The 13890-nt window shown below is 69.5% G+C and carries 12 protein-coding genes; 2 read left to right on the plus strand and 10 right to left on the minus strand.

Annotation, left to right across the window (positions count from 1 at the left end; genetic code table 11):
- Positions 1 to 18: 18 nt before the first annotated feature.
- The 7 genes from LT965_RS15060 to LT965_RS15090 are packed head-to-tail and all read right to left on the minus strand — an operon-like array spanning position 19 to position 9419.
- Positions 19 to 2061 carry a DUF7846 domain-containing protein gene (locus LT965_RS15060; RefSeq protein ID WP_232701677.1) on the minus strand — a complete coding sequence of 681 codons (2043 nt, stop codon included), beginning with the start codon at positions 2059 to 2061 and terminating at the stop codon, positions 19 to 21.
- Positions 2061 to 3197 carry an ABC transporter ATP-binding protein gene (locus LT965_RS15065; protein ID WP_232701678.1) on the minus strand — a complete coding sequence of 379 codons (1137 nt, stop codon included), beginning with the start codon at positions 3195 to 3197 and terminating at the stop codon, positions 2061 to 2063. The genes LT965_RS15060 and LT965_RS15065 overlap by 1 nt, the downstream gene beginning before the upstream one ends.
- Positions 3190 to 4803 (minus strand): ABC transporter permease, encoded by a 1614-nt coding sequence (locus tag LT965_RS15070; protein ID WP_232701679.1) that lies wholly within the window; start codon positions 4801 to 4803, stop codon positions 3190 to 3192. The genes LT965_RS15065 and LT965_RS15070 overlap by 8 nt, the downstream gene beginning before the upstream one ends.
- Positions 4804 to 5949 carry an extracellular solute-binding protein gene (locus LT965_RS15075; protein ID WP_232701680.1) on the minus strand — a complete coding sequence of 382 codons (1146 nt, stop codon included), beginning with the start codon at positions 5947 to 5949 and terminating at the stop codon, positions 4804 to 4806.
- A gap of 46 nt (positions 5950 to 5995) precedes the next feature.
- Positions 5996 to 7144 carry an alpha-1 4-glucan-protein synthase gene (locus LT965_RS15080; RefSeq protein WP_232701681.1) on the minus strand — a complete coding sequence of 383 codons (1149 nt, stop codon included), beginning with the start codon at positions 7142 to 7144 and terminating at the stop codon, positions 5996 to 5998.
- Between the two features lie 50 nt (positions 7145 to 7194).
- Complete coding sequence (locus LT965_RS15085; RefSeq protein ID WP_232701682.1) at positions 7195 to 7905, minus strand: hypothetical protein; 711 nt, start codon at positions 7903 to 7905, stop codon at positions 7195 to 7197.
- Positions 7905 to 9419: a serine/threonine-protein kinase gene (locus LT965_RS15090; RefSeq protein WP_232701683.1), complete on the minus strand. Its 1515-nt coding sequence runs from the start codon at positions 9417 to 9419 to the stop codon at positions 7905 to 7907. The genes LT965_RS15085 and LT965_RS15090 overlap by 1 nt, the downstream gene beginning before the upstream one ends.
- Before the next feature lie 105 nt (positions 9420 to 9524).
- On the opposite strand from LT965_RS15090, the gene LT965_RS15095 reads away from it, so the two are divergent.
- Both LT965_RS15095 and LT965_RS15100 read left to right on the plus strand, forming a co-directional pair.
- The gene (locus LT965_RS15095) at positions 9525 to 10676 is read left to right on the plus strand and encodes a thiolase family protein (RefSeq protein ID WP_232701684.1); all 1152 of its coding nucleotides are present in this window, start codon (positions 9525 to 9527) and stop codon (positions 10674 to 10676) included.
- The gene (locus tag LT965_RS15100) at positions 10673 to 11059 is read left to right on the plus strand and encodes a Zn-ribbon domain-containing OB-fold protein (protein ID WP_232701685.1); all 387 of its coding nucleotides are present in this window, start codon (positions 10673 to 10675) and stop codon (positions 11057 to 11059) included. The genes LT965_RS15095 and LT965_RS15100 overlap by 4 nt, the downstream gene beginning before the upstream one ends.
- Here the strand turns inward: LT965_RS15100 and LT965_RS15105 are convergent.
- The 3 genes from LT965_RS15105 to LT965_RS15115 all read right to left on the minus strand — a co-directional run bounded on the left by LT965_RS15105 (position 11038) and on the right by LT965_RS15115 (position 13815).
- Positions 11038 to 11406 (minus strand): hypothetical protein, encoded by a 369-nt coding sequence (locus LT965_RS15105; RefSeq protein ID WP_232701686.1) that lies wholly within the window; start codon positions 11404 to 11406, stop codon positions 11038 to 11040. The two genes, LT965_RS15100 and LT965_RS15105, sit on opposite strands and share 22 nt — an antisense overlap.
- A 42-nt stretch (positions 11407 to 11448) precedes the next feature.
- Entirely contained in the window at positions 11449 to 12648 is a 1200-nt protein-coding gene (locus LT965_RS15110; protein ID WP_232701687.1) for a GNAT family N-acetyltransferase, read from the minus strand.
- Between the two features lie 69 nt (positions 12649 to 12717).
- Positions 12718 to 13815: an NADH:flavin oxidoreductase/NADH oxidase gene (locus LT965_RS15115; RefSeq protein WP_232701688.1), complete on the minus strand. Its 1098-nt coding sequence runs from the start codon at positions 13813 to 13815 to the stop codon at positions 12718 to 12720.
- Positions 13816 to 13890: the final 75 nt, after the last annotated feature.

Raw genomic sequence — 13890 nt, forward strand, 5'->3', positions numbered from 1 at the left:
TCGCCTGAAGCCCTCCGGTCAGTCGACCGTTCGCACAGAGGCGTTCAGGACGGTTCCGTCGGGACCGGCGCCCGGAACGTACGCTGCTTCTCCACCGCAGTTGCGGAGGTCGGTGCAGAGCTCCCGGTACGGCGTGAGCGCCCGGTAGCCCTCGGGTGTCGCCTCGACTGGGAGTCGGACGCGGTACGTGAGTCCGGCGCCGTAGCCGCCGTCCACGAGTGCGTCGACTGTCACGCTCCCGTTCAGCGGCACGCTCGCGTTTCCGGCACCTGGACCCGCTCCGTCGAGGCGAACGCGGCCGTCTCTGACGACCACGTCGAAGTCGGTGTGTCCACCTGCTGGCGCCTCGTCGATGGCGTAGTAGACGCGCTCGTCGCCTGAGGAGAGCGTCACCGTCACGCTCTCTGTCCACTCCGGGAGGCCGAGTCGCACGTCGACGGCGAGCGCGTCCCCGGAGACCATCTGGACGGGTCTGAGTTCGGGCGTGACCGGGCGCGTGGAGTACGGCGACCACGACCCCCGGTAGACGTAGCGGTAGTGGTCGCGGTCCGGGTAGGCGTCGACGACGGCGAACGGGCGCTCCTCGAGCGCGTAGACGGTCTGGCCGTCGAACCCCGGGTCGTTGCGGAGGGGCTGGAATGGGTGGTTGAGCCAGTCCCCGTACGGGCCGGGGAGGAACACCACCGCGTCAGCCGGGGGCGAGGGCTCGAACGGCTCGTAGGCGGCCTCGTAGTGGTCGGTTAGCTCGGCGTTCTCCCGGACTGGTGGTGCCGCCGCGGACGCCGTCGCGACCCCGAGGACCGCTGCGGTCACCACGAGCACGGAGAGTGCGACGGGACGGGCGCGGCCGTCGGACACCCAATCACGCAGTGAGCGACGGGCCGCGTCGACGACGGCGAGCGTGCCGACGGCCGTGAACACGCTCGCCGGGACGAGCAGGTCGAAGTGGTAGTACGGGCCGAGTGTCGCGACCAGGCCGTCGGTCGGGTCACCGAGCGAGCCCAGGACGTTGCGGTTCCCCCAGAAGAAGAGGTTGCCCGCGACGACGCTGACTGCGACGCCGGCGAGCACTGCCTGGACCCAGTCCCAGCCACGTCTGTGGGTCGCGTAGCCACCGACGGCGGCGAGTACGCTGCCGAGCGCGCCGAAGGGCCCCCAGGTCGTGAGGAACTGTCCGACAACCTCGGCGTTCGAGCGCACGGCGAGTCCGGGGGTGTACGCCAGTTCGTAGTCGAGAATCGCGCGCCGACCGAACCCGAGGCCGTCGAGGGGTGCGAACGCCTCGTATGGGAACAGAAGTGGTGACCCGGTGACGACGGCGTTGTACCCTAGCGTAATGGCGACGCCGACGAGTCCGGTGGCCGCGGTGGCGCTGCGGCGGCGGACGACTGGGCCGATGGAACGCTCATGGAGCGCGGCGAGCAGCGTCCAGAGCGCGTGGACGACGAACGGTGCGGCGAACAGGACGGCCGTGTACGGTCGCGAGAAGAACGCGAGGCCGGTCGCCGCGCCAGCCACCGCCGCCCACCGCGTGCTCCCGGTGCGCTCCGCGCGGACGTACGCGAGCGCGAACGCGAGGTTCAGCATCGTCGTCGGCGCGTACGGGAGGAAGAGGCCGGACTGCACGAGGAACAGCGGCGAGCAGAGCAGGGCGACGGCCGCGACGACGCCCGTCCGGTGGTCGAAGGCCTCGCGGACCACGCCGTACAGCAGGGCGACGTTCGCTGCGGCGACGGCGGGTAGTGCGTAGCTGAACGACCCCGCGAGTTCACCGAGTGCGAAGAGGGCGGCCGTCGGCGGCGCGTACTTCGGGTAGAGTCCGCTGGCGGACTCGACGAAGAACCACGGGCGGAACGCCTCGGCGACGGGTGGCCGGAGGAACAGCTGGCCGTCGAGCAGCATCGCGGCCTGCTGGAGGTAGACCGCCTCGTCGTGGTTCGTGGAGTGGTACGGGAAGAGGAGGGTCGACACCGCGAACGCGAGGACGGCGGCGACGACAGCGAGCGCGAGGGGTGCGACGGGGAGGCGGGCGAGCGCGTCGCGGACGCGCTGGGCGACCATTATCGGGTCGGATACCACGCCAGCGAGTGGTCGGAGACGAGGTCGACCGTCACCGGTTCGCCGACGTCCATGTCCTCGGCGTGGTTGTGGAGACAGCGGACCACGTCGCCGTTGTCGAGTTCGACGTGGTAGATGAACGAGGGGCCGGTGTACTGGCGCTGGACGATGACGCCGTTGGCGTTCGCCTCGTTGGCGGGGACGGCGCGCAGGTCGTCCGGGCGCACGAGTACGTCGACCATCGCGCCGGTGTAGCCGTCGGAGAGACCCTTCAGGAGCGAGCGGTCGTATGAGCCGATGCGGGTGTCGACGGTCTGTTCGCCGACCCGTCCCGAGAGGAAGCCGGCCTGCCCGAGGAAGGAGGCGACGAACCGGGACTCGGGGTGTTCGAAGACGGACTCCGGGTCGCCGACCTGTTCGAGGCGGCCGTCGTGGAGCACCGCGACGCGGTCGGAGATGGAGAGCGCCTCCTCCTGGTCGTGGGTGACGGAGACGGCGGTGACGCCGGCCTCCTTGAGGATGCGGCGGACTTCCTCGCGCATCTCTACGCGGAGGCGCACGTCGAGGTTCGAGAACGGCTCGTCGAGCAGGAGGATGTCCGGCTCCGGCGCGAGGCTCCGGGCGAGCGCCACGCGCTGCCGTTGCCCGCCGGAGAGCTGGTCGGGCGAGCGCTCACCCATCCCGGGCATGTCGACGAGTTCGAGCAGTTCGTCGACCCGCTCCTCGGTGGCCGCGTCGTCGAGGCCGGTGAGCCCGAACGCGACGTTCTCGCGGACCGAGAGGTGGGGGAACAGCGCGAAGTCCTGGAAGACGATGCCGACCCCACGGGTCTCGGCGTCCTCGAACGTCCCGGGACCGGCGACGACGTCTCCGGCCAGCGAGATGGTGCCCTCCGTCGGGCGTTCGAGGCCGGCGAGCAGCCGCAGCGTCGTCGTCTTCCCGCACCCGGAGGGACCGAGCAACGTCAACAGTTCGCCGTCGCGCACGGTGAGCGAGAGGTCGGCGACCGCGGTCTCGGTGCCGTACTCCTTAGTGACGCCGTCGAGTTCCAGCACTCGGGGTGGGGAGTCAGCCGCGTCCGTCGCGTCGCTGTCTTCGGGCACGGTCGCCGACTCCGTCGTGACGTCTGGTTCAGCCATTGTATCGTTCCTGTGCGAGGATCACGACCATCGAGAGCGCGGAGACGCCCACGAGGACGAGTGCGGGGACGGCGGCCGCGCCGTACGAGCCCGCTCCTCTAACGAGCCAGATGTAGGAGACCAGGGTTTCAAAGCCTAACGGACTGAGCATGAGCGTCGCCGGGAGCTCCTTCATCGTCGTGAGGAAGACGAGCGCCGCGCCGGCGGCGACTCCGGGCGCGATGAGCGGCAGCGTCACCTCCCGGAACGCGCCCGTCGGCGACCGGCCGAGCGTCCGGGCGGCCTCCGTGAGTTTCGGGTCCACCTGCAGCACAGACGAGCGGACCGTCCCGACGGCCTGCGGGAGGAAGCGCACGACGTACGCGAAGACGAGCAGGGGCACGGTCTGGTACAGCGACGTGACGAACTCCGTGGAGAAGAAGATGAGCGCGAGCCCGATGACGACTCCCGGGACGGCGTACCCGACGTAGGTGAGCCGGTCGGCGACGGTCGCGACGACGGAGTTTGAGCGCGCCGAGTAGCCCGCGACGGGGAGCGCGAGCAGCGTCGCGGCGAGGGCGGCGGCGACGGCGACCTTCACGGAGTTCCACGCCACCTCGGGTTCAAACGTGAAGATGGTCTCGCCGGCCTGGTCGAGCCAGAGGACGAGCACGCCGAGCGGGACGGCCAGGGCGAGCCCCGCGACAGCCGCACAGAACGCGAGGGCCGGCCACTTCCAGGTGCCGAGTTCGATGCGGCCCGGCTGGCGGGACCCGCGAGAGATGTACGCCGCGGTGTCGCCGCCGACGTGGGATTCGAGGGCGAGCACGACCGCGACGACGCCGAGCAACTGGAGGGAGAGCAACGCGGGGAACCCCTCGGGGACCCCGAGACTCCGCTGGGCGACGTAGATCTGCTGGGTGAACACCTGGTAGCGCATGATGGAGGGCGTGCCGAAGTCCGAGAGGGCGTACAGCGCGGCGAGCAGCGCGCCCGCGGTCACGCCCGGAAGGATCTGTGGGACGGTGACGCGTTTGAACGCTTCCCAGCGCGAGTGGTTGAGGGTGCGGGCGGCCTCGACGAGCGTGCCGTCGAAGGAGAGCAGTGCGGCCCGCGTCGTGAGGAAGACGTAGGGGTAGGTGAACAGGATCAGGACGAGGGCGGTGCCGTGGAGTCCGTAGATTGCGGGGATGCGCTCGATGCCGAGCGGCGCGAGCGCATCCGCGAGGTCGCCGCGCGGACCGAACGCGCTGACGAACGTGAACGCGCCGATGTAACTCGGGACGACCAGCGGGAGCGCGGCGACGATGGTCCAGACCCGTCGACCCGGGAGGTCGGTCTGGACGGTCAACACCGCCAGGGGCACGCCGACGAGCACACAGCCAAGTGTCACCCAGAAGACGAGAACGAGGCTGTTGACGAGCGTCGTGACGCTGCCCGAGTACGTGAACAACTCGAGCAGGTGACCGAGCCCGTAGTTCGACGCGCGGACGAACAGGACGACGAGTGGCAGTGAGACGAGCGCAGCGACGGCAGCGGCGACGAGCGCGAGGCCGAGGCCGGCGGCACCGTCGCCGTCGCCGACCGCGGCGGCCTTCAGCCGTTCGAGGCGCTCGCTGGTAGCCATCTACGAGAGGATGCCGACGTCCCGGAGCATCTCGAGTGTCGGCTGTACGTTCGAGAGCTCCTGGAGGTCGATCTCTGGCGGTTCGAGTTCGTCGATGGTGGGGAGCGGGCCGACCGGTTCGACCTCCGAGATCATCGGGTAGGCGAAGCCGCGCGTGGCGATGAACTCCTGGGCCTCCGCGGACAGCAGGTGGCGGACGAACAGGTCCGCGAGGTCCTGGCGGTCCGACCCGCCGAGGACGGACGCGCCGGAGACGTTGACGAGTGCGCCCGCGTCGTTCTTCGTGAACGCGAGCTCGATGGGTGCGTCGTCGCGGCGCGCGAGCACACGGATGGCGTAGTAGTGGTTCGCGAACCCGGCGCCGATCTCGCCGTTGGCGACGGACTCGGAGACGAGGAACTCGTTGTCGTAGCGGGCGACTCCCTGGGTGACCATGTCCTCGAGCCACTGGCGGGTCGTCTCCTCCCCGCGCTGGAGGCGCATCGCGGTGACGAACGAGTGGAACGCGCCGTACGTCGGCGCCCACCCCATCGCGCCGGAGAACCGGTCGTCGGTGGCGAAGGTGGCGACGTCGTCGGGGACGTCCGACTCCGCGAACTGCTCGGTGTTGTACGGAATCGCGCGGGCGCGACCCGCGACGCCGACCCACTGGTCGGTCTTGAACGCGTCGGGGACCGGCGAGCGGGCCTCCGAGGAGAGTTGCGTCGTGGCGCCGACGTCCGCGACGTAGGCCAGCGACCCGGCGTCGACGGACCAGAACACGTCCGCCGCCCGGACGGTGTCGTTGGCGTTCTCCTGTTCGATCTGTTTGGCCAGCTGGGAGGAGGGCTGGACGCTCCAGGTCGCCTCGAAGCCGTCGTAGTAGCGGTTGAACAGTTCGAGGAGGTTCTCGTAGCGGCCGCCCTCGCCGCCGCCGAGGTAGACGTTGAGTTCGCCCTCGAGGTCCGGGAGGTCCTCGATGGAGGTGCCCCCGGGTGCGGGCCGATCGGAGACGAGCGGCCCCGAGCCCCGGAAGTCGGCGAGGGCCGGTTTCTCGCCGCCACCGTTCCCGCCCAGGAGACCAGTACAGCCCGCGAGACCACTCGCAGTCACGGCACCGGTCGCCGCGAGGAAGCGGCGACGCGTCCGTCCGAATCCATCGCTCATACGATGAATTAGGTCGGCCTAAAAGGTTTATAGCTACCGGTTCCAGTCAGTCGGTGGCCGCCGGGACGGCGCGCTGTTCGGCCAGCGCGTCCAGGCAGTGGACCCAGTCGAGGAGGTACTCGCCGCACTCGTTCAGGAAGGCGCCGTTGTTGTACTCGTCGTAGTCGCCCTCGGCGAGACGTCCGCCGACGGCGCGCGCGACGGCCGCGTACGACTCCGCGTCGGGTTCCGCGGCGGCGACCTCCTTCCAGAAGTGCTCGTTCAGTTCGAGGCCCGCCACCTCGTTCGCCAGGTCGTCGAACGTCGAGCGCGGCGCCTTGTTGTGCTCGCAGAGGGGCGCACCGTTGTAGACGTCGCCGCCCACCACGTCGGCGGCGCGCTTCAACAGGACGCCGCTCCAGATGTCGTCGAAGCGACCGACGTCCCACGCGTTGTCGTCCATCGGGAACTGGTAGAACGCCGGAATCACCTCGCGGCGGAACGCGAGGTTCATCGAGCAGACCGTGAGGTAGTTCCCCTCGCGCGCGACGAAGTCGCGCTCGAAGTCCTCGAAGTCCGTGCGCGTCTGGGCCTGGCCCCGCAGGTCGCCGTCCATCAGGATGCGGACCGCGTCGAGGTCCGGTACGTTCGTCCAGAGGCCCTGGGACGCGACGACGTGGTCGACGTCCGTCGTCCCCGTATCGACGTCCTCGTCCATCGCCGCGTACGGGTAGCCACGGGGGTAGAGGTCGGTGTCGGACTGGTAGAGGACGTTCACCCACTGCTCGTCGGAGGAGACGGCCTCGACTTCGCCCTGGTAGTGGAGGTTCTCGAGGTGCGTGCCGAAGAAGTCCCACTCGTCGTGGGGGAGCGTGTCGTCGTCGACGAACACGCCGTACTCGAAGTCGTTGGCCCACATGTACAGCAGGCCGAACGAGGTCTGTGCGTGGCTGGCGGCGGGGACGAGGTGGCTGTACTCGGCGACGCCGTGCTCGTCGAACCACGCTTCGCGGTCCGATTCGTCGAAGACGGCACCGGCGATGCCCTCGTCGTCGAGCAGCTCGCGCATCCCCGCGGTGTCACAGAAGTCCTCGGTGACCAGCACGACGAACAGACGGTCGAGGTCGAAGCCGTGGTCGCGTGCGTTCTGGAAGTACGACCGCATGCACTCGTACTCTCGTATCGTGGGGACGACGACGCAGACGTCTCGGCTCATCGGTTACCTTCCACTATTTAGGCCGGCCTAAAGTGTGTGTCGTTGTCGGCTCACGAGATGCTCGCCACGGACTGCTGGAGCCTGATCGTCGGCGGCACCAGCAGTCCCCCCAGGAGCACGAGGAAGACGTAGGACATGCTGTCCGCGACCGCAGCGGGCGCGACGAGCGCCACCAGCCCCGCCACCGCGACGCCCGTCGCGCAGACGAGCACGATGAGGAGGTGGCGGCGGAGCGTGTCCATCGTCGTGCCGTGGGCCAGCGCCTCCAGTCGTTCGCTGAACGCCACGCCGTACGTCGCGAACGCGAGCGCGCCGACCCCCTTGATGAGGGCCGTGGCGGTCGTGTCGCCGAGGACGACGACCACGACCCACTCGACGGCGATGACCAGCACGAACGCGAACTCGATGGTCCGCAACTGTTCGAGGGAGAGGTCCCGTTCCTCGGGTGGCGGCGCGAGCGCGCTGTTGTAGTACACTTCCCGCATCGCGAACGCGACGAACGCGATGCCGAACAGCAGGGACAGGTCGCCGAACGCGCGGACGACGTTCCCGCCGCCCGCGACCAGCGCCAGGCCGCAGACCGCGAACGCCGACAGCGCGATGCCGAGGTACGCGAGGTAGCTCCAGAAGTCCTCGTGGCCCTCCATGCGGTCGAGCGCGAAGTTCTGGAGCGCGTAGTACGTGAACGCCACGCCGGAGACGAGGACGATGCCGTAGCCGGTGAACTCGACCGCCGAGAGGACGTTCGTGGCGGCCGCCATCAGGCCACCCCCTCCCCGGCGAGCGTCACCGCCAGTTCGTCGAGCGAGCGCTGGTAGTCCAGCACCGTGTCGTAGCGCGCGGTCTTCTCGGCCGCCAGCGACAGCGCGAACAGGTCCTCGACCCCCTCGGGGAGCGCGGGGTTCCACTCCCTCGCCGGCACGAGGTCGTCGGTCGCGTTCGGCGGTTCGCCCGTGAACAGGTAGTAGGTCATCGCGCCGACGCCGAACACGTCCGTCGACTGGTCGAAGCGCCCGTACGTCTCTGGTTCGTGGTGTTCGGGCGCCGCGAACCCGGACGGGACCGGCGGGACCTGCACGCCGCTGGCGGCGTGCGCGAACCCCCAGTCGCCGACCACTGGTGCGTCCCACGTCCTCCTGCCGGTGGCCACGAACCGCACGGCGGCCGGGTGGAGGCCACCGTGAACTACCCCGCGAGCGTGCGCGTAGCTGATCGCCTTCGTGATGCTCATCGCGTCGTAGACGGCCTCGGCGAGCGTCTTCGGGGCGCCCCGGCGCTCGAACGTCTCGCCGTCGTCGTAGCGGGTCGCCAGCCAGCGGTCGCCCTGGCCGAGTATCGACACGACGTGGTCGTGCTCGTCGACGGCCGCCCACCGCTCGACGGCCTCGTGGAACGCCTTCAGCACGGCCGACTCGTCGCGGTGGAACCGGCGGTACGTGACGAGGCCGTGTTCCAGTTTCTCCTCGTCGACGTCCGCGCGGAAGTCCGTCGTCAGTACTCCCTGTCGGAGTTTCAGGTTCGGCGCGAGGTCGTCGTCCTCGAGGACGACGTTCGGCGGGTCCGGCACCTCGTCGGGTGGCCCCATCTTCGGGCGCTCGTCGCCGTCGTCCTCGGCGACCGCCGGCGCGTCCTGTCCGAAGGAGACGTGGACCGGGCGGGAGCGGTCGTCGTCCGCGTTCACCGTGACCACGGAGACTCCCTCCGGGAAGAGGTCGGCGAACTCGGGGTGGGCGCGGACCAGCATCGGGTAACCGGCGTCCTCGGCGCGGTCCGCGATAGCTGCCGTCACCTCGCGGACCGCCTGCTTCGCGTACCGCCGGAGCAGCGGATCCTCCGAGCGCGTCAGCGGCGCGATGCTCGAGAGACCGGCGCTCGCGCGAGCGGGGTAGGACTTCGTCACGCCCGCGACGGCCACCACGCCGTTCTGCCGGACCAGCGGGTCCGCCGCCCGCGTGAGGTCGACGAGCGCTTCGAACTTCACGGAGAGAGCGTCCGGCTGTCGTTCTGCGAGTTCCGCGAGCACCCAGGTCGCACCGCGTTGCACCCAGACGTCGTCGTCGTCGACGCAGTCGAGGACGCTGTCGAGGTGTGCCCGGACCGCCGTCGGCTCCGAGGAGGCGGCCTCCACGAGTCGCCACGCCGCCCCAGCGCGTTCGTCGGGGTCCTCGCTCCCGAGTTCGTCGACGAGCGCGTCCACCGAGTCCGCCTCGACCTGCTGCTGGAGCGCTGCGATGTGTTCGCTGTCCACGTCGCGGTCGCCTGTGTCGGGTTCCATGCGGGACTGTCGGCGCTTACTCGCTCGCGACAGCACATGGACCTTTGGGTGTGCTGACGACTCCGGAGTGAAAACCTAAAAGACGCCCTCGGGTGACGGGAGGGTATGAACCGTGTAGCGATCGTCGGTGCGTCGATGACGACGTTCGGAGAGCGCGACGCCTGGGTGCGCGAGTTGCTGGCGGAGGCCGGCGACGCGTGTCTGGCGGACGCGGGTATCGGCGGCGACGAACTCGACCACCTCTACGTCTCGAACATGGCCAGCGGCGAGTTCGAGGGACAGACGGGCGTTCCGAACGCCCTCGCCCACGACCTGAACGCGCTGGGGGCCTACACTGCGCGCATCGACCAGACTAGTTCCTCGGGCGGTGCGGGCATCTACGCCGCCTGGCAGTCCGTCGCCTCGGGCGCCAGCGACCTCACCATGCTCGTCGGCGGCGAGAAGATGACCCACCGGACGACCGGCGAGGCGACCGACGTCATAGCCAGCCTCACCCACCCCGTCGAGTACAAACACGGCGTCACGCTCCCGAGTTTCGCGGGGCTCACCGCGCGCAAGTACCTCGACGAGTACGACGCGCCCCGCGAGAGTCTCGGCAAGGTCGCGGTGAAGAACCACCAGAACGGCGTGGACAACCCCCACGCGCAGTTCCGCAAGGAGGTCGATCTGGAGACGGTTCTCGACTCCCCCGTCGTCGCGGACCCGCTGCGCCTCTACGACTTCTGCCCCATCACGGACGGCAGCGCCGCGCTGCTGTTCTGTCCGGAGGAGGTCGCCAGCGAGTACACCGACGACTACGTCGTCGTCTCGGGCATCGGCGGCGCGACGGACACCCACGTCGTCCACGAGCGCGCGGACCCGACGACGATGGGCGGCGTCGTCGACTCCTCGGAGATCGCCTACGAGATGTCGGACCTGGGTCCCGAGGACGTCGACGTCGCGGAACTCCACGACATGTTCACCATCCTCGAGTTCCTCCAGAGCGAGGACCTCGGCTTCTTCAAGAAGGGCGAGGGCTGGAAGGCCGTCGAGGAGGGCGTGACGGACCGCGACGGCGACCTCCCCATCAACACGTCGGGCGGCCTCAAATCCAAGGGACACCCGCTCGGCGCGAGCGGCGTCGCACAGGCATACGAACTCTACCAGCAGTTGCTCGGCGAAGCCGGCCCAAGACAGGTCGACTGCGAGGTCGGCCTCGCGTGCAACGTGGGCGGCTTCGGCAACTGCGTGACCACCACCATCCTCGAACGACCATGACCGACGACCAGACAGCCACGAGTTTCGACGCACACCGCTGCCCGAACGGCCACGTCTCGTACCCCGGACACACGCGCTGCCCGGACTGCGGCGAGAAGCAGACCGAGACCGTCGACCTCGCGGACCGCACCGCGACGGTCGTCACCTGGACCACCTCGAACGCAACGCCGCCGGGCGTCCGTGAACCGAACCACCTCGCCATCGTCGAATTCGCAGTCGACGGCGAGGCTGTCCGCGCGCTCGGCCAGCTGACCACCGCGGAAGGCGTCGACATCGGCGACGAGGTCGAACCCGTCTACACCGAGGAACTCCGCGAACCGGGCGCAGGCATCCGCGAACCCGACAGTCAGGAGTGGGACGGCTACCGCTTCGAACCGGTCTGACCGCTCGTCAACGCGCCGACGAACGCGCCGGCCACCGTCGACTCCACCAGGGCGACCACACCGAGCAGCGAGAGGAACGCCATCGAGAGCCCGAAGCCAGGGGCGACCTCCGCTGGCCGGAACGCCGTCACGAGCAGTGCGACGACGCCGAGGACGACGAGCAGTTCCCCGACGCCCGCGAGCAGGCCGTGCCAGAGGCCGCTCCACAGTCCACCCCCGGACACGAGTGCGGCGACGCCACCGAGGAAGCCGGTGACGAACACGTACGGCGGCACGGTGAAGACGGCGACGGCGCTCGTGGCGACGAACGCACCCACACCCACGGCGACCGCGCGCCAGTCCGGCATCGACGCGACCGAGACGGCGCGAAACCGTAACTCTAGGGGTGCTCAGAACCCCTCTCGCAGCAGCGTCTTCCGGGTCGGGAACGCCTCGCCGAGGAGTTCGACGGCCGACGCCTCACCAGCCAGGTCGCCGACCGTCGCGAGTTCGTCGGCGCCGCGGTAGCCGACGTACAGCTGGGAGAGCGCGCCGACGCCGAGTTCGACGTCCACGTCCTCGTCGGTGGGTTTGACGCTGGCCGCTCCGTCCTCGACGACGAGACGGAACGTGTCGTCGTTCCACGCCGCAAGCGGGTCGTCGACGGCGAGTACGAGCGACCCGGCGACGTCGTCGGGGAACGAGAGGGCTTCGAGGGCGTCCGGGACGTCCACGAGCCTGACCATCGGGCCGACGTGGAGCGTCGCGTCCAGGTCGTCGGCGTTCGGAACCACGTCCATGAGGTCGGCATCGGCGGGCGTCCAGAACTGGACCGAGTCGACTTGCGAGTCGTGGTCCGCGAAGAACCGCAGGAGTGCGAGTAGCGCGTCGTGGTCGACGTACGCCACGTCGCGGACGTTCAATGACCTGCCGTCGTCGCCGCTCTCGACGGAGTACACGACGTACGCCGCCAGCTCTCCGTCGCGCTCCCACCCGTAGACGAACGGGTCGTCGTCGTAGCCCGTGAACACGCGGTGGCGCCACCACTCCTCGGTGCGGTCCATCGTGAGTTCGTAGCGTGCGCCGTGGGCGTCGTGGACGACGTCGAGTCGCTCCCACTCGTCCGCGTCCACCTCGACGAACGTTCCGTGGCGGTGATCGCGCGTGAACGACAGCAGGTCCGGGTCGATATCGTGTTCGACGCCCCGGCTGCACGTCGCCCAGCCGTACTGGCCGTAGAACGTCCGCTTGAACGGCCAGAGGGCGGAGAGGTAGGTGCCACGTTCGCGGGACTCCTCGAGCGTGGCGGCGAGCATCTCGCCGACGAGGCCCTGGCGTCGGGACTCGGGTGGGCTCGCGACCGCCGAGAGGCCGTCCATCGGGTGATAGTCTCCCCGCACGCGCGTCCTGAAGTCGATGAGTTTGCAGACCGTCAGCAGGTCGTCGCCGTCGTAGAGCGCTCGGCGGCGGCCGATCTTCCACTCCTCGGGGATGTCCTCCGGGTCGACGTCGTCGGGGTCCGTCGGGCCTTCCTGCGGTCGGAACGCGTAACTGACCAGCGACCGAAACGCTGGGACGTCGCTGTCGGGGACAGAGCGAAAGTCGGGCATACTGAGTTCCGAAACGCCGGACTGCTTGAAGGTACCGGGAGCGTGCGAATGGTTCGCGCGGTAGTCGGTTTAGAACCCGTGGCGGTACTGGACGGGTACGTCGACTGCGTCCTCGCGGTCGAGTTCGTGGGCGGCGTGGATCGGGAAGTAGGGGTCGCGGAGGAACTTCCGGCCGACGATTGCGAGGTCGGCGCGACCGTTCCGCACGAGCGCCTGGGCCTGCTCGCCGGTCTGGATGCCGCCGACTGCACCGACCTTGATGGGCGTCTCTCGCTCGTCTCGGATGCGCTCGGCGAACCGCACCTGGTAGTTCGGGCCGACCCACGCTACCTCCTGGTCCGGGTGGATGCCGCCAGTGGAGACGTCGACGAGGTCCGCGCCCGCCTCGTAGAGCTGATCTGCGAGCCGGACGGACTGCTCGAGGTCCCAGGATTCGCGGTCGTCGAGCCAGTCGGTCGCGGAGATGCGGACGAACACCGGTGCGTCGTCGTCCCACTCCGCGCGGACGGCCTCCGTGACTTCCCGCACGAGGCGCGTCCGATTCTCGAAGCTGCCGCCGTACTCGTCCTCGCGGTGGTTCGCGACCGGGGAGAGGAACTCGTGGAGGAGGTAGCCGTGGGCCGCGTGGATCTCCGCGATCTCGAATCCGGCGTCCCTGGCGCGTCGCGCGCCCGCACGGAACGACTCGACGACGGCGTCGATTCCCGCCCTGTCGAGTCGCCTGGTGGTCCGCCGGTCGTCGTCGTACGGGTAGGGGACGTCGCTGGGTGCGACGACGTCCCAGCCACCCTCGTCGGGACCGAGCGGCCCGCGGTCGTCCCAGGGTCGGGCAGTCGACCCCTTCCGGCCCGCGTGTGCGAGCTGGATCGCCGGCGTGGCGCCCTGCGACCGGACGAACGCCGCGATGGGCGCGAGCGCGTCGGCGTGCTCGTCGCTCCAGATACCGAGGTCCTCCGGGGAGATGCGGCCGCGAGGTTCGACGGCCGTCGCTTCCGTCATCACGATACCTGCCCCGCCAACGGCGCGGGACCCGAGGTGAGTGCGGTGCCACTCGGTCGCCAGTCCGTCGCGGTCCTCACAGGAGTACTGGCACATCGGCGACACCATCAACCGGTTGCGGACCGTCGTCCCGCGGAGCTCTAGCGGCGAGAACACGTCGGCTGTCATCACTGGTCGTACCGGCGGGGCGGGTTTATCCGTGGTGGAGTGCGGCGCGCTTGCCGGCTTCGCCCGCGACTGTAC

The organism is Halobacterium wangiae, from assembly GCF_021249345.1.
In the GTDB taxonomy this organism is placed as follows: Archaea; Halobacteriota; Halobacteria; order Halobacteriales; family Halobacteriaceae; genus Halobacterium; species Halobacterium wangiae.